General features: G+C 71.8%; 23 protein-coding genes. 11 read left to right on the top strand and 12 right to left on the bottom strand.

Going from position 1 to position 20,504, the window contains the following annotated elements; genetic code table 11:
* Window positions 1–38: 38 nt before the first annotated feature.
* Genes GON04_RS00595 through GON04_RS00570 form a run of 6 tightly spaced genes read right to left on the bottom strand, consistent with a single transcriptional unit; the run spans window position 39 to window position 4,776 of the window.
* Window positions 39–851, bottom strand: coding sequence for a ParA family protein (locus GON04_RS00595; protein ID WP_157396066.1), 813 nt, complete (start codon window positions 849–851; stop codon window positions 39–41).
* Entirely contained in the window at window positions 848–1,462 is a 615-nt protein-coding gene (locus GON04_RS00590; protein WP_157396065.1) for a LysE family translocator, read from the bottom strand. The genes GON04_RS00595 and GON04_RS00590 overlap by 4 nt, the downstream gene beginning before the upstream one ends.
* Before the next feature lie 44 nt (window positions 1,463–1,506).
* Window positions 1,507–2,154: a 16S rRNA (guanine(527)-N(7))-methyltransferase RsmG gene (gene rsmG, locus GON04_RS00585; protein WP_157396064.1), complete on the bottom strand. Its 648-nt coding sequence runs from the start codon at window positions 2,152–2,154 to the stop codon at window positions 1,507–1,509.
* Entirely contained in the window at window positions 2,151–4,100 is a 1,950-nt protein-coding gene (gene mnmG, locus GON04_RS00580) for a tRNA uridine-5-carboxymethylaminomethyl(34) synthesis enzyme MnmG (protein WP_157396063.1), read from the bottom strand. The genes rsmG and mnmG overlap by 4 nt, the downstream gene beginning before the upstream one ends.
* Before the next feature lie 2 nt (window positions 4,101–4,102).
* Complete coding sequence (locus GON04_RS00575; RefSeq protein ID WP_157396062.1) at window positions 4,103–4,525, bottom strand: PIN domain-containing protein; 423 nt, start codon at window positions 4,523–4,525, stop codon at window positions 4,103–4,105.
* Window positions 4,522–4,776 carry a type II toxin-antitoxin system Phd/YefM family antitoxin gene (locus GON04_RS00570; RefSeq protein WP_157396061.1) on the bottom strand — a complete coding sequence of 85 codons (255 nt, stop codon included), beginning with the start codon at window positions 4,774–4,776 and terminating at the stop codon, window positions 4,522–4,524. Before GON04_RS00570 ends, GON04_RS00575 begins: the two co-directional genes overlap by 4 nt.
* 130 nt (window positions 4,777–4,906) lie before the next feature.
* On the opposite strand from GON04_RS00570, the gene GON04_RS00565 reads away from it, so the two are divergent.
* The 3 genes from GON04_RS00565 to GON04_RS00555 all read left to right on the top strand — a co-directional run bounded on the left by GON04_RS00565 (window position 4,907) and on the right by GON04_RS00555 (window position 7,534).
* The gene (locus GON04_RS00565; RefSeq protein WP_157396060.1) at window positions 4,907–5,488 is read left to right on the top strand and encodes an NADPH-dependent FMN reductase; all 582 of its coding nucleotides are present in this window, start codon (window positions 4,907–4,909) and stop codon (window positions 5,486–5,488) included.
* A gap of 913 nt (window positions 5,489–6,401) precedes the next feature.
* A complete protein-coding gene (locus GON04_RS00560; RefSeq protein ID WP_198349183.1) occupies window positions 6,402–6,689 on the top strand; it encodes a YkgJ family cysteine cluster protein in 288 nt (95 codons plus the stop codon).
* A gap of 89 nt (window positions 6,690–6,778) precedes the next feature.
* Window positions 6,779–7,534: a class II aldolase/adducin family protein gene (locus GON04_RS00555; RefSeq protein WP_157396058.1), complete on the top strand. Its 756-nt coding sequence runs from the start codon at window positions 6,779–6,781 to the stop codon at window positions 7,532–7,534.
* 7 nt (window positions 7,535–7,541) lie between these two features.
* Here GON04_RS00555 and GON04_RS00550 read toward each other — a convergent pair whose 3' ends face one another.
* Together GON04_RS00550 and GON04_RS00545 are read right to left on the bottom strand one after the other, a co-directional pair.
* Window positions 7,542–8,378: a transglutaminase-like domain-containing protein gene (locus tag GON04_RS00550; RefSeq protein ID WP_157396057.1), complete on the bottom strand. Its 837-nt coding sequence runs from the start codon at window positions 8,376–8,378 to the stop codon at window positions 7,542–7,544.
* A 99-nt stretch (window positions 8,379–8,477) separates the two neighbouring features.
* Window positions 8,478–9,671 carry an AsmA family protein gene (locus tag GON04_RS00545; RefSeq protein ID WP_157396056.1) on the bottom strand — a complete coding sequence of 398 codons (1,194 nt, stop codon included), beginning with the start codon at window positions 9,669–9,671 and terminating at the stop codon, window positions 8,478–8,480.
* Window positions 9,672–9,756: 85 nt separating this feature from the next.
* Here GON04_RS00545 and gstA point away from each other — a divergent pair, with 85 nt between their 5' ends.
* Window positions 9,757–10,365, top strand: coding sequence for a glutathione transferase GstA (gstA, locus tag GON04_RS00540; RefSeq protein ID WP_157396055.1), 609 nt, complete (start codon window positions 9,757–9,759; stop codon window positions 10,363–10,365).
* Here the strand turns inward: gstA and GON04_RS00535 are convergent.
* Complete coding sequence (locus GON04_RS00535) at window positions 10,358–11,575, bottom strand: YbfB/YjiJ family MFS transporter (RefSeq protein WP_157396054.1); 1,218 nt, start codon at window positions 11,573–11,575, stop codon at window positions 10,358–10,360. The two genes, gstA and GON04_RS00535, sit on opposite strands and share 8 nt — an antisense overlap.
* Before the next feature lie 146 nt (window positions 11,576–11,721).
* Between GON04_RS00535 and GON04_RS00530 the strand changes: the two genes are divergently transcribed.
* Window positions 11,722–12,837: an alkene reductase gene (locus GON04_RS00530; protein WP_157396053.1), complete on the top strand. Its 1,116-nt coding sequence runs from the start codon at window positions 11,722–11,724 to the stop codon at window positions 12,835–12,837.
* A gap of 32 nt (window positions 12,838–12,869) precedes the next feature.
* Here the strand turns inward: GON04_RS00530 and GON04_RS00525 are convergent, their stop codons facing one another.
* The gene (locus tag GON04_RS00525) at window positions 12,870–13,253 is read right to left on the bottom strand and encodes a hypothetical protein (RefSeq protein ID WP_157396052.1); all 384 of its coding nucleotides are present in this window, start codon (window positions 13,251–13,253) and stop codon (window positions 12,870–12,872) included.
* A 233-nt stretch (window positions 13,254–13,486) separates the two neighbouring features.
* Here GON04_RS00525 and GON04_RS00520 point away from each other — a divergent pair, with 233 nt between their 5' ends.
* Window positions 13,487–13,951 carry a Spy/CpxP family protein refolding chaperone gene (locus tag GON04_RS00520; protein WP_157396051.1) on the top strand — a complete coding sequence of 155 codons (465 nt, stop codon included), beginning with the start codon at window positions 13,487–13,489 and terminating at the stop codon, window positions 13,949–13,951.
* A gap of 84 nt (window positions 13,952–14,035) precedes the next feature.
* Here GON04_RS00520 and GON04_RS00515 read toward each other — a convergent pair whose 3' ends face one another.
* Both GON04_RS00515 and GON04_RS00510 read right to left on the bottom strand, forming a co-directional pair.
* Window positions 14,036–14,548, bottom strand: a complete 513-nt coding sequence (locus GON04_RS00515; protein ID WP_157396050.1) for a hypothetical protein — start codon at window positions 14,546–14,548, stop codon at window positions 14,036–14,038.
* 163 nt (window positions 14,549–14,711) lie between these two features.
* Complete coding sequence (locus tag GON04_RS00510; RefSeq protein WP_157396049.1) at window positions 14,712–15,272, bottom strand: acyloxyacyl hydrolase; 561 nt, start codon at window positions 15,270–15,272, stop codon at window positions 14,712–14,714.
* 168 nt (window positions 15,273–15,440) lie between these two features.
* Here GON04_RS00510 and GON04_RS00505 point away from each other — a divergent pair, with 168 nt between their 5' ends.
* Genes GON04_RS00505 through GON04_RS00485 form a run of 5 tightly spaced genes read left to right on the top strand, consistent with a single transcriptional unit; the run spans window position 15,441 to window position 20,453 of the window.
* Window positions 15,441–16,208: an endonuclease/exonuclease/phosphatase family protein gene (locus tag GON04_RS00505; RefSeq protein WP_157396048.1), complete on the top strand. Its 768-nt coding sequence runs from the start codon at window positions 15,441–15,443 to the stop codon at window positions 16,206–16,208.
* 9 nt (window positions 16,209–16,217) lie between these two features.
* On the top strand, window positions 16,218–17,462 hold the full coding sequence (gene clsB / locus GON04_RS00500; RefSeq protein ID WP_157396047.1) for a cardiolipin synthase ClsB: 1,245 nt from the start codon (window positions 16,218–16,220) through the stop codon (window positions 17,460–17,462).
* Complete coding sequence (locus GON04_RS00495) at window positions 17,459–18,517, top strand: lysylphosphatidylglycerol synthase domain-containing protein (protein ID WP_157396046.1); 1,059 nt, start codon at window positions 17,459–17,461, stop codon at window positions 18,515–18,517. Before clsB ends, GON04_RS00495 begins: the two co-directional genes overlap by 4 nt.
* A gap of 20 nt (window positions 18,518–18,537) precedes the next feature.
* The gene (locus GON04_RS00490; RefSeq protein WP_157396045.1) at window positions 18,538–18,975 is read left to right on the top strand and encodes a polyhydroxyalkanoate granule-associated phasin; all 438 of its coding nucleotides are present in this window, start codon (window positions 18,538–18,540) and stop codon (window positions 18,973–18,975) included.
* Window positions 18,972–20,453 carry a UdgX family uracil-DNA binding protein gene (locus tag GON04_RS00485; RefSeq protein WP_338050860.1) on the top strand — a complete coding sequence of 494 codons (1,482 nt, stop codon included), beginning with the start codon at window positions 18,972–18,974 and terminating at the stop codon, window positions 20,451–20,453. Before GON04_RS00490 ends, GON04_RS00485 begins: the two co-directional genes overlap by 4 nt.
* Window positions 20,454–20,504: the final 51 nt, after the last annotated feature.

The raw sequence follows: 20,504 nt of genomic DNA, 5'->3' as shown, positions 1-20,504 counted from the left end.
GAGCTATACCGCCAGAACTGACGCGGACTTTTCTGCGATCACATCGTCTTGATGCGGTCCACCATCTCGTGCGCGAACTCCACGTAGGCCTGGCTGCCGCGCGCCGCCGGATCGAACACCACGCCCGGCAGGCCGTAGCTGGGGGCCTCGGCCAGCCGCACGTTGCGCGGGATCACGGTATTGAACACCTTGTCGTGGAAGTGCGCCTTCAGCTGGTCGCTCACCTGCTGCTGCAGCGTGATGCGCGGGTCGAACATCACGCGCAGCAGGCCGATGATCTGCAGGTCCTTGTTCAGGTTGGCGTGCACCTGCTTGATGGTGTTGACCAGGTCGGTCAGCCCCTCGAGGGCGAAGTATTCGCACTGCATGGGCACGATGACGCCATGGGCCGAGCACAGGCCGTTGAGCGTGAGCATGGACAGCGAGGGCGGGCAGTCGATCAGCACGAAGTCGTAGCTGTCCGCCACCTGCCCCAGCGCCTCGCGCAGGCGCCGCTCGCGCCGCTCGAGGTCGACCAGTTCCACCTCGGCGCCGGCCAGGTCGCGGTTGGCCCCCAGCACGTCGAAGCCGCACTTGTCGCTGTGCACCCGCGCCTCGGCCACCGAGGCCGATTCCAGCAGCACGTCGTAGATGGTGAGTTCGAGCTTGCGCTTGTCGACGCCCGATCCCATGGTGGCATTGCCCTGGGGATCGAGGTCGACCATGAGCACGCGCTGGCCGACCTTGGCCAGCCCGGCGGCCAGGTTGACCGTGGTGGTGGTCTTGCCGACGCCGCCCTTCTGGTTGGCGACGCAGAAGATCCTGGCGCCCGTGCGGGCGGGCGCGCCCTGCTCCGGTCCGGCGGCGCTCATCGGCTCACCGCCAGCTTGACGCCGAAGCCGATCAGGAACACCCCGGCCAGCTTCTCCAGCGCCCGGCCGATCGCCGGGTTGGCACGCATGCGCTCGGCCAGGAAGTGCGTCAGCAGGGTGGCGCCCAGGCCGTACAGGAAGGTGAGCCCGGCGATCGTGGCGGCCATGGCACCGAAGGTGGCCATGCCCTGGTGGCGCTGCGGATCGACGAACAGCGGGAAGAAGGCCATGTAGAACACGATGGCCTTGGGATTGAGCAGGGTGATGAGGGCGGCCTGGCGGAAGTACTGGCGCGGCCGGATGTTCAGGACCGGGGCGCTGCCGGGCTTGGCTAGCAGCATCCGGGCGCCGAGCCAGGCCAGGTAGGCGGCGCCCAGCCACTGCACCGCGTGGAAGGCGGCCGGGTAGGCGATCAGCAGCGCCGCCACGCCCGCCACCGCGGCCCACATCAGCACCTGGTCGCCGGCAATGATGCCCAGCGTGGCGGCCAGGCCGCCGCGGATGCCGCCCTTGCCGGTCGAGGTGATCAGGGCCAGGTTGCCGGGGCCGGGGATGGCGAGAAAGATGATGATCGCGGCGACGAATGCGCCGTAGTCGGTCACGCCGAACATGGATCCCCCCGGAGAAGGTGCTGCTGTGGAGCGTCGAGTTTAAGTCAGTGACCCGGCGGTTCCCGCCGCATCCAGACGATGCAGCGCTCGGCGTCCAGCCCCGGGACCGTCAGCTGTTCCACGTGAAACACCTGAGCCACCCCCGGCGGCAGGGCGGCGATCTCGTCGGCCGGGTGCCTGCCCTTCATGGCCAGCCAGACGCCATCGGGTGCCAGGGCCTGGCGCGACCCCTGGACAAAGTCGGCGAGCGAGGAAAAGGCGCGTGCGCTCACCACGTCGTAGCCGTCGGCCACCGTCTCCACCCGGGCGTGCAGGCCACGCAGGCGCGGCAGCCCCAGCGCCACGGCGACCTGCTGCACGAAGGCCGCCTTCTTGGCCACGGCGTCGAGGCAGTCGACGTGCAGGGCCGGACAGCAGATCGCCAGCACCACGCCCGGCAGGCCGGCGCCGGAGCCGACATCGAGCAGCCGCCCCGCCCCGCCCTGCTGGCGCCGCAGCGGCGCCACCACCGCCAGGCTGTCGAGCAGGTGGTGGCTGAGCATCTGGCGCTCGTCGCGCAGCGCCGTCAGGTTGTAGACCTTGTTCCACTTGGCCAGCAGGGCCAGGTAGTCGAGCAGCTGGCGCAGCTGGCCATCGTCCAGCGCCAGGCCGAGCGCCTGCGCCCCGGCGCGCAGTTCCACGTCCAGGCTCATGCCGCCTGCTGGGCCTGGTTGGCGGCCTCGGCGAAGCCGGTGAACTTCTGCTTCTTCAGGTGCACCAGCAGCAGCGAGATGGCCGCCGGCGTCACGCCCGAGATGCGCGAGGCCATGCCCAGGGTCTCCGGCCGGTGCGTGGCCAGCTTCTGCCGCACCTCGATCGACAGCGCCGGGACCTGCAGGTAGTCCAGCTCGGCCGGCAGGCGCAGGTTCTCGTAGTGGGCGGCCCGCTCGACCTCGTCCTTCTGGCGCTCGATGTAGCCGGCGTACTTGGCGCCGATCTCGAGCTGCTCGACCACGGGGTGGTACAGCGCTCCGAGTGTTTCACGTGAAACAGCGGGCGACGCGTACTTGCCGCCGTCGAGCGACAGCAGCGCTTCATAGCCGATGTTCGGACGCCGCAGCAGGTCGGCCAGGTTGTGCTCGTGGTCGATGGCCTTGCCCAGCACCCGCTCCGACTCGGTCGCCGGCAGGTTGCGCGGGTTCACCCAGACCGAGCGCAGCCGCTCTGTTTCACGTGAAACAGCATCGCGCTTGCGGTTGAAGGCGTCCCAGCGCTCGTCCGTCACCAGGCCTAGCTGGCGCCCGGCCTCGGTCAGGCGCATGTCGGCGTTGTCCTCGCGCAGCTGCAGCCGGAACTCGGCGCGGCTGGTGAACATGCGGTACGGCTCGGTCACACCCTTGGTGATCAGGTCGTCGACCAGCACGCCCAGGTAGGCCTCGTCGCGCCGTGGCAGCCAGGCTGCCTCGTCCCGGCACTGCAGGGCGGCATTGATGCCGGCGAACAGGCCCTGGGCCGCCGCCTCCTCGTAGCCGGTGGTGCCGTTGATCTGGCCGGCGAAGAACAGCCCGCCGATCTGCCGGGTCTCGAAGCTGCTCCTGAGCGAGCGCGGGTCGAAGTAGTCGTATTCGATTGCATAGCCCGGCCGCAGGATGTGGGCCTGCTCCAGTCCCGGCAGCGAGCGCACCAGCTGGTACTGGACGTCGAACGGCAGGCTGGTCGAGATGCCGTTGGGATAGACCTCGTTGGTGGTCAGGCCCTCCGGCTCCAGGAACACCTGGTGGCTGTCCTTGTCGGCGAACCGGTTGATCTTGTCCTCGACGCTGGGGCAGTAGCGCGGCCCCACGCCCTCGATCTTGCCGGTGAACATCGGACTGCGGTCGAAACCGGTCCGGATGATGGCGTGGGTGCGCTCGTTGGTGTGGGTGATCCAGCACGGCACCTGGCGCGGGTGCAGCGCCGCCGTGCCCATGAAGCTGAACACCGGCACCGGGTCCAGGTCGCCCGGCTGCTGTTCGGTCCGGGAGAAGTCGATGGTGCGGCCGTCGATGCGCGGTGGGGTCCCGGTCTTGAGCCGCCCCTGCGGCAGCTTCAGCTCCTTCAGCCGCGCCGACAGCGACACCGCCGGCGGATCGCCGGCCCGGCCGGCGGCGTAGTTGTTCAGCCCGACGTGGATCTTGCCGTCCAGGAAGGTGCCGGCCGTCAGCACCACCGTGCGCGAGCAGAACCGGATGCCGACCTGGGTGACGGCGCCCACCACCCGGTCGCCCTCCACCAGCAGGTCGTCCACCGCCTGCTGGAACAGGGTGAGGTTGGGCTGGTTCTCCAGCCGGCGCCGGATCGCCGCCTTGTAAAGGATGCGGTCGGCCTGGGCCCGGGTGGCGCGCACCGCCGGCCCCTTGGAACTGTTGAGGATGCGGAACTGGATCCCCGCCTCGTCGGTCGCGATGGCCATCGCGCCGCCCAGGGCATCGACCTCCTTGACCAGGTGGCCCTTGCCGATGCCGCCGATCGAGGGATTGCAGCTCATCTGGCCGAGGGTCTCGATGTTGTGGGTGAGCAGCAGCGTCCTGCAGCCCATGCGGGCAGCGGCCAGCGCCGCCTCGGTGCCGGCATGGCCGCCGCCGACGACGATGACATCGAAGGTTTCAGGGTAGAGCATGGTCAGGCTTCGATGAGTTCAGTGGGCAGTCCGGCCGCCTGGGCGGCGCTGGCCTGGCGGCGGTCGGCGGTGACGAAGACGTCGACGCCGGCAGCCTGGGCGGTGGCGATGTGCAGCGCATCGGCCGCGCGCAGGCGGCTGCGCTCCATCGCCGCGATGGCCAGGGCCTCGACCCGGCGGTCGAGGTCGATGCGGCTGAAGGCGCCGAAGTGCTGCTGCACCACGGCCATGATGCGCTGGTAATCGTCGGCCGACACCAGGCCGTCCTGGCGCTGGCGGTTGATGGCCGAGGCGACCTCGGCCTTGCAGTGCGCCGCCACCACCATCTCGCTGGCTCCATCGACCAGGGCCCGGACCCGGTCGCTGCCGCGCTCGTCGTTGTAGCGCTTGTAGAGCGCCGAGGTGTCCATCAGGAGCCGGTTCACCAGCCGCCCTCCCGTTCCTCGATGATCAGCTGGGCGCCGGTCTTGCCGTCCGGGCGCACCACCCGCAGCGGCTCGAATGGCTGCTTCCAGGCCGGCGGCGGCTCCTGGGCCCGCTCGGCGGCGCCGCGCACCGGCACCAATTCGGCCACGGGCTTGCCGTGGCGCAGGATGCGCACGGTCTCGCCCTTTTCCACCAGGTCGAGCATCTCGCTGGCATGGGCGCGGAATTCGCTGAGCGACAAGGTCTGCATTTGTACAATCCGTGGAATCTGTACATTCTACCGGGCCGGTCCTGCCCGTGCTCCAATGCGGCCATTGGCGACCCCTCCCAAGCCAGTCGCTGCCGCCGAGTCACCGCTTCCGCCCTCCTCCCGGACTCCGATGCGCCTCCTCGTCTTTGCCGGCAGCACCCGCCAGGGTTCCTACAACCGCCGGCTGGCCGCGGCCACCGCCGCCCTGGCGCGTACCAGCGGCGCCGAGGTGACCCATCTCGAACTGGGCGAGCTCGACATCCCGATGTACAACGCCGACCTCGAGGCGCGCGGCACGCCGGCCGACGTCATCCGCCTGAAGCAGCTGTGCTTCGACCATCCGGCCTGGATCATCTGCGCGCCCGAATACAACGCCAGCTACCCGGCCCTGCTGAAGAACACGCTCGACTGGGTGTCCAGCCCGGTGAAGGCCGACCCGGCCTGGACCGACGGCTTCAGGAGCTCGCGCGGCAAGGTGGTGGGCATGCTCAGCGCCTCGCCCGGCGCCCTCGGCGGCCTGCGCTCGCAAGGCCACCTGGCGCCGCTGCTGCTCAACCTGCAGTGCTGGGTGGCACCGAAGAACTTCGCCCTCGGCCGCGCCGCCGACGCCTTCGACGCCGACGGCCAGCTGGTGGCCGATGCGGCGCGCCAGAACGTCCAGGCCGTCATCGACCAGGTGCTGTGGGCCGCCAGCCGCTTCCAGCAGCCCTGAACGGCCTCCGGCCCGCAGCCAGCCCGCCCGGGCGCTGACCTCCCCTCCCCCCACGCAGGCGCCTTGCCGGCGCGGCGCCGCCGTGTGTCCGGCAGGGCTTTCGGCCGCCCCGGACAACCCTGTGGAGAGTTCCGGCACAACGCCATGGTTATCCACAGGCATGACCGGAACCCGGAACTTGTCCCTGTTGGCGCGACAGCACGGACGCACGGTCGCGCACAGGGTCCGCCGCACCGCAAGTTGCTGATCGGCAAGGGAAAAAGCAGCTTGTCCACAGTTGAGCTCATCCCTTATCTACTACTACTAATTAAAAATAGAAGATATAGAAGAGAAAGACAGATCGGCGCCGCGCCCGAGTTCGGCAGCGACCCCGGCCCGGCCGGCCGACGCCCCGCAGAACTACTTCGGGTCGCGCCGGCGCCGCTTTGTGGTGGCATCGGTCGCATCGGCCGGGTCGAGGTGCTTCCCCTGCCGACGGTCCGGACGCGGCGCCCGGGCCGCTAACAGGCCCTCCCATGGCCGCCGACTGGCCATCCGACGGGACCCCTGCCTCCACGGCGCCCGGACGGTCCTGCGGCCGATCGCGGCCGTTCCGGGACAATCCTGTGGACAGTTCCGGCACAACGGCAGGGTTGTCCACAGAGCGGACCCGCATCCGGAACTTGTCCCTGCCGGCGCGACAGCCCGGACGCACGGTCACGCACAGGCTCAGCCGCGCAGCAAGTGGCTGATCCGCAAGGACAAAAGCCGCTTGTCCACAGAAGGGCCCGGCCCTTAACTACTTCTACTAATGAGATATAGAAAACAAAGAAGATAAGAACAGGCACCGCGCCGCGCCCGACTCCAGGTGCTACCCTGGCCCGCGCTCGGTGACCCGAGCCCGTCCTCCCGGGTCCCCCACTGCCCTGCCCTGCTGCCCCCTGTGACCCCCGCCAGCCCTCCCCTTGCCTGCCGTGCAGGCTGCGCCGCCTGCTGCATCGCACCCTCGATCAGCTCGCCCATCCCCGGCATGCCCGGCGGCAAGCCGGCCGGCGTGCGCTGCATCCAGCTGGACGAGGCCAACCGCTGCCGCCTGTTCGGCCGCCCGGAGCGACCGGCCGTCTGCGCCAGCCTGCAGCCGCAGCGCGAGATGTGCGGCGACAGCGCCGCCCAGGCCCTGGCCTACCTCGCCCGGCTGGAACGGCTCACCGCCGCCGGCTGACCGCCTGTCCGGGCGGCGACTGGGCGCGGCGGCCGCGACGCACTAGAGTGCAAGCCCGCGCCGCAGCCGCGCGGTCCACAGGAGACGCCATGCACATCCCGTCCGTCCGAGAACTCGTCAGCGAAGAGGAGTGGCAGCTGCGGGTCGACCTCGCTGCCTGCTACCGGCTGGTCGCCGCCTACGGCTGGAGCGACCTGGTCTTCACCCATGTCAGCGCGCGCCTGCCCGGCCCCGAGCACCACTTCCTGATCAATCCCTACGGGCTGCTGTTCGAGGAGATCACCGCCTCCTCGCTGGTCAAGGTCGACGCCCGCTGCAACAAGCTGCTGGACTCGCCGTTCCCGGTCAACCCGGCCGGCTTCGTCATCCACAGCTGCATCCACGCCGCCCGCGCGGACGCCCAGTGCGTCCTGCACACCCACACCCGCGCCGGCGTGGCCGTCAGTGCGCAGAAGAACGGCGTGCTGCCGATCAGCCAGCAGAGCACCTTCGTGCTGGCCTCGCTGGCTTACCACGCCTACGAGGGGGTGGCGCTGCGCGAGGACGAGCAGCCGCGGCTGGTGGCCGACCTGGGGAGCCGGAACTACCTGATGCTGCGCAACCACGGCCTGCTGACCGTGGGCAAGAGCATCGCCGACGCCTTCCTGTCGATGTACACCTTCGAGAACACCTGCCGGATCCAGATCGATGCCCAGGCCGGCGGCGAGCTGGTGACGGTCGATCCCGCCATCCTGCAGGGCCTGGCGCAGGTGATGAAGACCGCCACCGCCGGCCTGGGCCCCAACATCGCCTGGCCGGCGCTGCTGCGCAAGCTCGATCGCGAGGATCCCTCGTACAAGACCTGAGGCTGCCTCAGGCGTCGGCCCGCTCGCGCGCCGATGCGGCCAGCGGCGCCCGGGCGTCGTGTTCCAGCACCGTGACCAGCTTGGCCACCATCTGGATGTCGCCGAAGCTGGTGCTGAAGGCCACGTCCTTGGCGTCGCGGCCGGTACCGATGCGCACCAGCCGTTCCACCGGCGCCATGCCGGTGGGATCGAACAGCACCCAGCGCCCGCCCAGCCAGGCCTCGAAGATGGCGTGGAAGTCCTGCGGCGGCTCGTCGAACCAGACATAGCCGGCCACCAGCCGGGCCGGGATGTTGAGCGCGCGGCACAGCGTGATGGCCACGTGGGCGAAATCGCGGCAGACGCCGGCGCGCTGCGCGATCACCTCCTGCGCGGTGGTCGTCGAGCAACTGCTGCCGGGCCGGTAGGCGATGGTCTCGCGCACCCAGCGCACGATGGCCCGGACCCGCTCGACCCCGGGTGGCAGGGCGCCGAAGCGCTCGCGCGCGAACGCCGCCAGCAGGTCCGATTCACAGAAGCGCGTGGGCAGCAGGTGGCGCAGCACCGCGTCGGGCACCTGGTTGACCGGCACCTCGACCAGCCGGGCGTCGTCCAGCACCGGCGCATGCACCTCGACGTCGGCCTTGTAGGCCACCACCAGCGGCCCGGGCCGGGCGTCGAAGCGCACGAAGCGGTTGCCGCTGGCGGCGTCCTCGTAGGCGTGCAGGCTCACCGGCGGCGTGACCTCCAGCCGCTCGGCGACGATCACCTGGGTGGACCAGTGCGCCGCCTCGACGTTGAACAGCAGGTGCGAGGGCTGGCGGACGTTGTATTCGAGGCGTGCTTCGACGGTGGACAGGTGCATGCGGCGCCGGCCCCTTGCCCGGCTCAGCCATGCTAGGGCGCCGGCCGGCCCTTGCCGATCAGCCGCCGGCGCGCCCCGCTGTAGGCCGGCACGGGCAGTTCACTTGCCGAACAGGCCCTTGATGCCGCCGCCGATCCGGCTGCCCAGGTCGGCCGCGGCCGGCAGCGCCACGCCGGTGGGCGAGACCGAGGGCGCATCCAGCGTGCCGGCCACCTTCAGCGGCACGCCCAGCGCGCCGCCCAGCGCGGCCGTCACCTTGCCGTCCAGCGTGCGGTCGGCCGCCAGGGTCACGTTGCCGGTGGCCGACAGCAGGCCCGAGCTGGCCACCAGGTTGTTCAGGTGCACCACCTTGCCCTGCGTCACGACGCTGCCGGTCAGCGTGTCCAGCGCGGTCTGGCCGCCGCGGCTGATGCCCAGCGTGCGCACCGCCTGCGCCAGGTCGATGCCGTGCAGCACCGCGTGGCGCACCGTGAAGCGGGTCTGGCTGCGCAGCATGTCGGCCAGCTCCGACGCTTCCCGGAAGTCGGCCTGCAGGCTGGTGCGTGCCTCGACGCGGCCGGTCATGGTGCGCGAGGGCGCGGTGAGCGCCGACACCTCCACCTTGTCGGTGACGATGTCGCCGCTGAGCCGCCAGCCGCCGCCCTTCTGCGGCTGCAGCCGCAGCGGGCCGGTGATGGTGCCGCCGCCGATCTCGGCGCGCAGCTGCCAGGCCTCGGCCTGGCGCTCCAGCACCGCCTTGGCGCCGGCGTAGCGGCCGGCCACGACGTCGAAGCGCGCCAGTTCCGGCAGCGGCCCGTGCTCGAAGGCGACCTCGGCGTCCACGGTCAGCTTCTGGCCGGCGGTGTCGATCCAGCTCACCTTCTCCAGCAGGATGCGGCGCGGCAGCGGGGGCGGCGTCGCCGACGGTGACTTGGCCGCGCCCTTCTGCAGGTTGGCCACCAGCGCCAGCAGGCCGCCCTGCGGCAGCACCGCATTGCGCAGCACCAGTGCGTCGAGCACCGGCCGGCCCACCAGCAGCGACAGCCACATCGGCCGGGCGTCGAGCTGCTCCAGCGTCAGCGCCGGCCGGGTGGCGATGTGCACGTCGCGCAGCGCGACGCCGGGCTTGGGCCAGAGCGTCAGCTCGATGCGTCCCAGCTGCACCGGCACCCCCAGCGCGGTGCTCGCCCGCTGCTGCGCCATGGTGCGGAAATCATCGCTGCCGGCCCAGCGCGACAGGCCGGCCAGCGCCACCACCAGCAGGACCACGAACCCGAACACCCCGACCAGCAGCCATTTCACCGATTTGCGCATGGGTGCGGATTTTGAGCCACGCGCGCACCGGAAATCACCACCCCGCTAGCATCCGGTTCCCTGCAACAAGGACCTGACACCCGCCATGAAGCTTTACTACTCTCCCGGCGTCTGCTCGCTGTCGCCCCACATCGTGCTGCGCGAGTCCGGCCTGGCCTTCGAGCTGGTGCTGGCCAGCACCAAGACCCACCAGCTGGCCGACGGCAGCGACTACTACGGCATCAACCCGCTGGGCTACGTGCCGCTGCTGGAACTCGACGACGGCATGCGGCTGCGCGAAGGCCCGGCCATCGTGCAGTACATCGCCGACCAGGTACCGGACAAGAAGCTGGCGCCGGCCAACGGCACGCTGTCGCGCTACCGGCTGCAGGAGTGGCTGACCTTCATCGGCACCGAGGTGCACAAGCAGTTCTCGCCGCTGTTCAATCCCAACATGCCCGACGCCGGCAAGGCCATCTTCCGCGACAAGCTCGTGAACCGGTTCCAGTGGCTGGACGGCCAGCTGGCCGGCAAGGACTACCTGATGGGCGAGCAGTTCACGGTGGCCGACGCCTACCTGTTCGCCGTCGGGCGCTGGACCAAGCCGATGGGCATCGACCTGGCGCAGACGCCCAACGTCAAGGCCCACGCCGACCGCGTCGCGGCCCGGCCGGCGGTGCAGGAGGCGATGAAGGCCGAGGGCCTGGTCAAGTAGCCAGCGGCGGCGCCAGCGCGCGCTGGCGCGAGGCCAGCAGGGCCCCGATCCAGAGCGCGCCGGCCGACACCGCCAGGCCGCGTGCCAGCCCGCCGGCACCGTCGGCGATCCAGCCCACCACCGTGGGACCGACGATCTGGCCGGCCGCGAACACGGTGGTGAAGGCGCTGATGCCGGCCGCCCATTGCGGCGCCGGCAGGTTGTGGCGCACCAGCGCGGTGGTGGAGGCCACCACCGACAGGAACACGGCGCCGAACAGCAGGCCCGAGGCCAGCACCGCCGGCCAGGCCGAGGTCAGCGCCGGCAGCACGGTGGCCACGCCCAGCAGGCCATTGAGCAGCGCCAGCGGCTGGCCGGCGCGGTAGCGATCCAGCAGCCCGGCCCAGATCCGCGCCGAGGCCACCACCGCCACGCCGAGCAGGGCGTAGAACAGCGTGATGCGCGCCGGCGTCACCCCTTGCTCGCGCAGCAGCGCGATCACGAAGGTCATGTAGCCGATGTAGCCGACGCCGAACATGGCGTAGCCGGCCAGTCCGGGCGCGAAGTCGCGCCAGGCAAAGCGCAGCGCCGACGAAGCCGGCCCCGCCGCTGGCGCTGCCGCGGCCTGGCGCCCCAGCACCCGGGCCGGCCAGGCCAGCACCGCCGTCGCGGCCAGGCAGGCCAGCGCCAGCGCCCACCAGACCCAGGCCCAGGCATGGGGGCGCGGCTGGGCGGCGGCCAGCACCGCCGGCACCAGCAGCGCCGACAGCGCGATGCCCAGGCCGGTGCCGCCGTAGTACAGCCCGAGCAGGAAGCCGGCCCGGCGCGGCTGCTGCGCGCCCAGGCGCGCCGCCAGCAGGCCACCGGCGATGAACAGGAAGGCGCTGGCCACGCCGGCCAGCACCCGCTGCAGCAGCAGCGGCGCGGCGCCGGTGAAGAACCCCGACAGGCCCATGAAGACGCTGGCCAGGGCGGCCCCGCCCAGCACCAGCCGCACCGGTCCGAGCCGCGCCAGCAGCGCCGGCGTGGCCAGGGCGCCGAGCAGGTAGCCGACCGCGTTGGCGGTGTTCATCGCCCCGGCCAGCGTGTACGACCACTGCAGGTCGGCCCGCATCGGCGGCAGCAGCAGGCCGTAGGCGAAGCGCGTGATGCCCAGCGAGACCGCGGCGCCGAGCGACAGTGCCAGGGCGAGCGCGACGTGCGGCAGGCGATCGTCTCGGGGGTCGGCCATCGGGCGCCATTGTGGTCCAGCCCTCGGCCGGCGGCGGCATAGCGCAGATCGCGAGGGCGTGCAGCGGCAGGGACTTCGCGACCGCACTACGCTGGCCGGCCCCGACCTCCCGATCCTCCGCTTCCTTCCCCCACCTGCCCCACGCCATGCCCAGCCTCTTCGATCCCGTCCGCGCCGGTGACCTGCAGCTTCCCAACCGCATCGTGATGGCGCCGCTCACGCGCAACCGGGCGCCCAACGCCGTGCCCACGCCGCTGATGGCGCAGTACTACGCCCAGCGCGCCAGCGCCGGCCTGCTGGTGTCCGAAGGCACGGCCGTCAGCCAGCAGGGCCAGGGCTACGCCGACGTCCCGGGCCTGTACGGGCGCGAACAGCTGCAGGCCTGGCGCGGCGTCACCGACGCCGTGCACCAACGCGGCGGGCGCATCGTCACGCAGCTGTGGCACGTGGGCCGGGTCTCGCACGTCGACCTGCAGCCGGGCGGCCAGCCGCCGGTGGCGCCGTCGGCGATCGCGGCCAAGACCAAGACCTACCTGGTGCGGGACGGCGCCGGTGCCTTCGTCGAGACCTCGGTGCCGCGCGCGCTCGCGGCCGCCGAACTGCCCGGCATCGTGGACGACTTCGCCCGCGCGGCGCGGCAGGCGCGCGACACGGCGGGCTTCGACGGCGTCGAGGTGCACGCGGCCAACGGCTACCTGCTCGACCAGTTCCTCAAGCGCGGTGCCAACCAGCGCGCCGACGCCTACGGCGGCTCGATCGAGAACCGCGCCCGGCTGCTGCTGGAGGTGCTGCGCGCGGTGGTCGATGCGGTCGGCGGCGGCGTTACCGGCGTGCGGCTGTCGCCCGTCACGCCGGCCAACGACATCCACGACCCCGACCCGCAGCCGCTGTTCGAGCATGTGCTGCGCGAGCTGGCGCCGCTCGGCCTGGCCTACGTGCATGTGATCGAGGGCGCCACCGGCGGCCCGCGCGAACTGGCCGAGCGGCCGTTCGACTACGCGGCCCTGCAGCGGGCCTACCGCGCGGCCGGCGGCCGCGGCGCCTGGATGGTCAACAACGGCTACGAGCGCGGCCTGGCCGAGCAGGCGCTGGACCAGGGCGCCGACCTGGTGGCCTTCGGCCGCAGCTACATCGCCAACCCCGACCTGGTGGAGCGGCTGCGCAGCGGTGCCGCGCTCAACACGCCCGACCGCACCACCTTCTACGGCGGCGGGGCCCAGGGCTACACCGACTACCCGACGCTGGACCGCCAGCGCGCCTGAGCGCGCCGCAGGGCGACGCCGTCGGTGCGCGTTCAGTCGGTGGCGGGACCGGGCGGCGCGTCGCGCAGCGGCGGTGCCACGTCGGCCTCGGCTGGCTCGTCCCAGCCGCGCGCGCGGTCGACGATGCGCTGCACGTTGCGGCCGATGGTGGTGTTGACACCGGTGCGGGCGGCGCTGTCGGAGTAGGCGTTGCGCTGCTGCTGCTGGGCGCGCACCGGCGACTGGTGCAGCAGCACGGCGCCGGTGCTGTCGCGGCTCTCGGCCGGCAGCATTTCGGCATCGCTGAGCACCTGGCCCGGCACGGGATGCGGCCGGGTGTCGGTGTCGGTCCCCGGCGCCAGCTGGGCCATGGCGGGCCCGGCCAGCGCACCGCCCAGCACCAGGAGGGCCCAGGGGCTTGAGGTCAGGACTGGCATGGCGGTCTCCTTCGGACGCTGTGTGCCTTCACTCTGGTCGGCACCCTGCATCCTGGCTGTGGCCGCGCATGCGTTCTCGCCGTAGGACACCCCGCACGGCGGCAGCACGGCCGGGGAAAGGCTTTACACGGCCGTGACGCGGCCGCCACCGGCCTTTGACACGGCGGTTCCACACTCCTTTCCAACCTGGACGCCTTCCCCGCCCGGGTCCAACCACCGAAAGGACTTCCCCCATGCAACCGTCCCGTCGCAAGCACCTCTTCACCGGCGCGCTGCTGGCCGCCATGGCGGTCGCCGCGCAAGCCCAGCCGGCTCCCGGCGCCGCCCCGGCGCCGAACGGCCGCCACGATCCGGCCCGCATGGCCGAGCGCGTGAACAAGCACCTGGCCGACCTGAAGCAGAAGCTGCAGCTGACGCCGACCCAGGAGCCGGCCTGGACCAGCTTCTCCAACGCGATGCAGCCCGCGGCCGGCGCGCCGCGGCCCGACCGCCAGGCCCTGGCCAACCTGTCGACGCCCGACCGCCTCGACCAGATGCGCGCGCTGCGCAACCAGCGCAACGCCGAGATGGACCGGCGCGCCGATGCCACCAAGGCCTTCTATGCCCAGCTCTCCGCCGAGCAGAAGAAGACCTTCGATGCCGAGACCGCGCGCCTGTTCCAGGGCCGCGGCGGCCACGGCGGCCGCCACCACGGCTGACGGGCAGTGGGTCCGATCCCGGGCCCATGAAAAAAGCCTGCGCGGTTGCCCGCGCAGGCTTTGTCATGGCAGCGGCGCGCGTGCTCAGTAGCTGCCGGCGCGGCTGTGGTTCGGGTTGGTCCAGGTGCGGTCGTACGGGCCCATGTTCGATTCCAGCTGGCCGTTGCCGGTGTCGACGGCCCGGTTGCCGGTCCAGCGCTCGCTGCGCGCATCGCGCTGCACGAGCACCGGCACGGCCACCGGCACCGCGACGGCCGGCTGCACGATCACCACGTCCGGCGCCGGGGCAGCGCCCATGGTGCCGGTGGCCGGCGCGACGGTGGCCGGTGCCTCGGTCGCCGGTGCGACGGTGGACGGCGAAGCACCCATCGTCGAGGACGACGAAGGCGAGGCCGCACCGCGGGTGCCCGGCAGGCTGTCCATGGTGGTGGCGCTCGGCGTGGTCGTGCGGCTGCCGCTGGAATTCAGCGATTGCGAGGGCGAGCCGGGCTGGGACGACATCGAGCTGTCGCCGCTGGAGCCGCCGGCGGACTGGGCGAATGCGCCCGCGGTGGCGAGCAGGCCGGCCAGGAGCAGGGGCAGGGTCTTGTTGGTCATCACGATTCCTTCCTAGGTTGATGTTGTTGACAGCAGCACCCCGACAGGCGGGGCGTGGAGCAACCTTAGGGGCCGGCCCGTGGCCGGGCTGCCGGACGCGCGTGACGCATCCTGTAGGACGTGCCGTGGCAGGCCGGCCGTCCTGAATGGGAGAGCTGCGTCGTCAGAAGCGCGCCGCGTAGCGCACGAAGAACATGTCGAAGCCCGGGTTGGGCTCCTGGATGCCGGCATTGGAAGTGTGCTGCCAGCGCAGGCTCAGTTCATGTTCGTTGCGCGCGCCGAAGTTGCGGCCAACCGCCAGGTTGTCGCTGAAGTTCCAGGCGCTGCCCTGCGACTTCTCGGGCGTCTCGAGCTTGCGGTCCATCACCGACAGGCCGATGCCGCCCTCGACGAACCAGGGCGAGCGGCCGGCGCCGAAGCGGTAGCGCAGCACGGGCACCAGACCCAGCTGCACGTAGGTGCGCTGGCCACCGCCCACACGGTCGGCCTGCAGCAGCGTGGCCACCAGCTCGGTGGCGGCGCTGAACTCGCCCCCCAGGGCGGCCTGGCGCCAGGCCCAGTCCCAGGACGCGCCCAGCGAGGCCGTGGCGCTCACGCCGTCGTCGCCGCCGCCGGTCTGGAAGAACGCGGCCGAGGGGCGCAGGCCCTGGGCGGCGGCCGGTGCGGCCAGGACCGCCGAGGTGGCGGCCACAAGGAGGAGGCGGGTGGGGCTGGTGAACGGCATGGTGCGTGTCGTTGCGGATGAACCAGAGGTGGCGGCATTGTGGGGCAAAGCCCGCGCTGCCCGCAGCCTGCGGGCTCGCTGCGGGCAGCGACAGCGCCTTGCGTCCTACAGCCCGGCAGAGAGCCCGTCGATACAACAAAGGTCTCCGCTTCCCTCCTGCCGCCGGCAATGTCCGAGACCACCTCCCCCGTGCCTCCGCTCACCGTGATGACGGTCAACATCCACAAGGGATTCACGGCCTTCAACCGGCGCTTCATCCTGCCCGAGCTGCGCGATGCGGTGCGCAAGATCGGCGCCGACGTCGTGTTCCTGCAGGAGGTGCAGGGCACGCACGAGGAGAAGGGCAAGAAGATCGCCGACTGGCCCGACGCGCCGCACTACGAGTTCCTGGCCGATTCGATCTGGCCGCAGTACGCCTACGGGCGCAACGTTGTCTATCCCAAGGGCGACCACGGCAATGCCGTGATGTCCAAGTTTCCCATCGTGTCGTTCCAGAACCACGACGTTTCGCTGCCGGGGCCGGAGAAGCGCGGCCTGCTGCACTGCGTGCTGCGGGTGCCGGGCCAGCCGCTGGACGTGCACTGCATCTGCGTGCACCTGGGGCTGTCGGAGTCGCACCGCGTGCAGCAGCTCGACCTGCTGTGCGAGATGGTGCGCAGCGAGGTGCCCGACAACGCCCCGCTGATCGTGGCCGGCGACTTCAACGACTGGCGCCGCCGCGCCAACGCCGTCCTGGAGCGCGAGGTCGGGCTGCGCGAGGTCTTCGTGCACACCTACGGCGAGCCGGCGCGCACCTTCCCCTCGCGCTTCCCGCTCCTGTGCCTGGACCGCATCTACGTGCGCAACGCCTCGGTGCACCTGCCGGTCGTGCTGCCGCGCCGGCCCTGGTCGCACCTGTCCGACCACGCACCGCTGGTGGCCGAGATCCATCTGTGAGCTGACGCCATGGCCGCGCGCTGGACCGAGGGCAACGCCTTCACCCTGCTGGAGAACGGGGAGCAGTTCTACCCGCGCGTGTTCGGCTGCATTGCCGGCGCGCAGCGCGAGGTGGTGCTGGAGACCTTCATCCTGTTCGAGGACAAGGTCGGCCTGCAACTGCAGGCGGCCCTGGTGGCGGCCGCGCGGCGCGGCGTGCAGGTCGACGTGACCATCGACGGCTGGGGCTCGCCCGACCTGTCGACCGGTTTCGTGCGCACGCTGTGCGAGGCCGGCGTGCGGCTGCACGTGTTCGACCCGGGCCCGCGGCCGTTCGGGCTGCGGCCCAAGGCGCTGCGCCGGCTGCACCGCAAGATCGTGGTGGTGGACGGCCAGGTGGCCTTCATCGGCGGCATCAACTACTCGGCCGACCACCTGGCCGACTTCGGCCCGGAGGCCAAGCAGGACTGGTCGGTCGAGGTGCGCGGCCCCGTCGTGGCCGAGATCCACCGCTTCGCGCATGCCGCGCTGGCGGCCGGCTCGCGCCACTCGGCGCACCGGCGCTGGTGGCGCTGGCGGCGCGAGGCCCGTCCGCCGCCCGAGCAGCTGCCGCGCGCGGGCAGCGCCCGGGCCCTGCTGGTGTCGCGCGACAACGGCTCGCACACCACCGACATCGAGCACCAGTACCGGCTGGCGATCCGCGGCGCACGCCGCCGCATCGTGATCGCCAACGCCTACTTCTTCCCCGGCTACCGGCTGATCCGCGACCTGCGCCGGGCGGCCCGCCGCGGCGTCGACGTGCGCCTGGTCCTGCAGGGCACGCCCGACATGGCCATCGTCAAGATCGGCGCCAGCGCCCTGTACAGCACGCTGGCCAAGGCCGGCGTGCGCATCTTCGAGTACTGCGACCGGCCGCTGCACGGCAAGGTGGCGCTGGTCGACGACGAGTGGGCCACCATCGGCTCGAGCAACCTCGACCCGCTGAGCCTGTCGCTGAATCTCGAGGCCAACGTCGTCATCCGCGACCGCACCTTCAACGCCGACCTGCTGGGGCGGCTGGAGCATCTGATGCAGCACAGCTGCCAGCAGATCGAGCCGCAGGAGCTGGCGCGCGGCGGCCTGTTCGACGTGCTGCGCAGCTTCATCGCCTTCCACCTGGTGCGCCTGTACCCCACCGTGGTCGGCCTGCTGCCGCGGCACCGGCCGCGGCTGGCGCCGGCGATGCCGGACGACCTGGTCCATGCCTGCCCGACGCCGGCGGAGGACGCCCGATGACCACCCGGGCCCTGCCGCAGGGCCTGCACCAGGCCGCCAACGATTCGGTGATCGAGCGCGACAGCGACTTCATCGTGCCGGAGGAGCCGCTGGAAGCGCCGGCCACCCGGCGGCCGTGGTGGCCGTGGCTGCGCCGCCTGCTGTCGCTGGCCTTCTTCGTCGCGGTCGCCTGGCTGCTGGTGGCCTATGCGCGCCGCATCGACTGGGACGACGTGCGGGACTCGCTGCAGGCGCTGCCGGTGCCGGCGCTGGGGCTGGCGGTCGGGCTGGCGGTGGCCAGCCACCTGCTGTACAGCTGCTTCGACCTGATCGGCCGCCGCTACACCGGCCACACGCTCAAGACCGGCGTGGTGATGGCGGTCAACTTCGTCAGCTACGCCTTCAACCTGTGCATCGGCTCGCTGGTCGGCGGGGTGGGCTTCCGCTACCGGCTGTACTCGCGGCTGGGGCTCAAGACCGGCGTCATCACCCGCGTCGTGTCGATGAGCATGCTGACCAACTGGCTGGGCTACATGCTGCTGGCCGGCTGCCTGTTCCTGCTGCACCCGCTGGCGCTGCCGCCGTCCTGGCACATGGGCAACCACGGGCTGCAGTGGATCGGCGCCGTGCTGGTGGCCATCTCGCTCGGCTACATCGTCGCCTGCTGGCGCGCCGGCGACCACACCTGGGACTGGCGCGGCCACGAGCTGTTCCTGCCGCCCTGGCGCATGGCGGTGCTGCAGTTGTCGATCTCGTGCCTGAACTGGGCGGTGATGGCCACCATCATCTGGGTGCTGCTGCAGCAGAAGCTCCCCTACACCGACGTGCTCACGGTGCTGCTGGTGGGCGCCATCGCCGGGGTCATCCTGCACGTGCCGGCCGGGCTGGGCGTGTTCGAGGCGGTGTTCCTCGCGCTGCTGGGGCACCGCATCTCCGAAGGCCAGCTGCTGGCCGCCCTGCTCGGCTACCGGGCGGTCTACTACATCGGCCCGCTGGCCATTGCCACCGTCATGTACCTGGCGATGGAACTCAAGGCCCGGCGCCTGAAGAAACGGGCCCGCATCGCGCCGGCCTGACACCCCACCGAGGACTCCCCATGCGCACGTCGACCGCCAACCCCTTCCTGCAGTGGATCCAGCTGGCCCTGCGCACCGGCGAGATGCTGTGGGCCTCCGGCCAGGTGATCCCGATCCGGCTCGGCCGCATGGCGGCGGCCGGCCACCAGCCCAGTGCGCGCGACCGAAAGGAGTTCGCCCGCATGGCGCCGGAGAAGCTGCAGGCCGGCACCGAGTCGCTGCTGGCGGTCGGCCTGAAGCTGCAGGCGATGCAGCTGCAGTGGCTGGCGCAGGCCTGGCGCCCCTGGTTCACGTCGGCGGGCTGGCAGCCGTGGGGTGCGCCGGCGACGTGGCAGCGCACCAGCAGCGATCTGGCCCGCCTGGGCAGCGCCGCCCTGGCGCCGGTGCACGCCGCCTCGCGCGCCAATGCCAAGCGGCTCACCCGGCCCAAAAGCCCCGCCGGCGCGGCGCGCTGGTGACCGGTCCGAGCGGGGTGGCCATGGACGCGCAGCTGTGCAGCGAGATCGACCTGGCGGGCTTCCGGGACGCCTCGCACGCGCTGCTGGCGCACCAGGTGCCGCCCGACGAGGTGCACTGGCTCACGCTGCACGAGACCGCGCCCGAGCTGTTCACCGGCCCCGCCGACAGCGAGGAGGCGCCGCTGCGCAGCATCTCGAAGGCGGCCACCGCGCTGGTGCCGGCCTCGTTCCTGCGCCTGTGCGAGGTGGTGGTGCTGCACCGCGAAGCCGGCCGCTTCGACCTGCTGTACCGGCTGCTGTGGCGGCTGGTGCACGAGCCGGCGCTGCGCAACGACCCGATCGACCCCGACATGCTGCTGGCGCAGCAGATGGCGCAGGCGGTGCGGCGCGACATCCACAAGATGAAGGCCTTCGTGCGCTTCCGGCCGGTGGCCGACGACGAGCGGCCGGGCGAGCTGCTGCACGTGGCCTGGTTCGAGCCGGTGCACCACATCACCGAGGCGGTGGCGCCCTGGTTCGCGCGCCGCTTCGGCAACCTGTACTGGGCGATCCTCACGCCCGAGCGCTCGGTCCGCTGGGACGGCGGCCAGCTGCTGTTCGGGCCCGGCGGCCGGCGCGAGGATGCGCCGCGTCCCGACCAGGGCGAGCAGCCGTGGCTCACCTACTACCAGAGCATCTTCGACCCGGCGCGGCTGAAGCTGCAGGCGATGCGGCACGAGCTGCCGCGCCAGTACTGGCCCGACCTGCCCGAGGCGCAGCTGATCGACCGGCTGGCGGCCGACGCGGCCCAACGCAGCGCCACCATGCTCGATGAACCGGCCCAGCCGACGCGCCGGCGCCTGCCGCGCGCGCTCGACGGCGACCCCGTCGTCACCGTGCACGCCGACCACATCCACTCGCTGGCCGAACTCAAGGCCGCCACCATGCGCTGCCGCGAGTGCCCGATCGGCGAGTTCGCCACCCAGTCGGTCACCGGCGAGGGGCGGCTGCACGCGCCGCTGATGCTGGTGGGCGAGCAGCCCGGCGAGCAGGAGGACCTGCGCGGCCACCCCTTCGTCGGTCCGGCCGGGCAGCTGCTCGATCGCGCGCTGGCCGCGGCCGGCATCGACCGCGAGGCGGTGTTCGTCAGCAACGCGGTCAAGCATTTCAAGTTCGAGCTGCGCGGCCAGCGGCGCATCCACAAGAGCCCCACCCAGCGCGAGCAGGCGGCCTGCCAGCACTGGCTGGAGGACGAGATCGCGCTGGTCCAGCCGCAGGCCCTGGTGGCGCTGGGCGCCACCGCCGCCCGGGCGCTGGTGGGCCACGCGGTGCCGGTGATGGCCGAGCGCGGCCACTGGCTGGAACGCGAGGACGGCCTGCGCGTGCTGATCACGCTGCACCCGTCGGCGCTGCTGCGCCTGCAGGCCGACGAGCGCGAGGCAGCGTTCGCCGCCTTCGTGCAGGACCTGAAGAAGGCCAGCGTGGTGCTGGCGGCCTGAGCCGGGCGTGCGGGCCGCCGGCGGCCGCGGCACGCACGCGCGCTGCAGCGG

The organism is Ramlibacter pinisoli (assembly GCF_009758015.1).
Classification (GTDB): Bacteria; Pseudomonadota; Gammaproteobacteria; order Burkholderiales; family Burkholderiaceae_C; genus Ramlibacter; species Ramlibacter pinisoli.
Note: the sequence above shows the minus strand (reverse complement) of the source record. Positions and strands in the feature narration are given on the sequence as shown.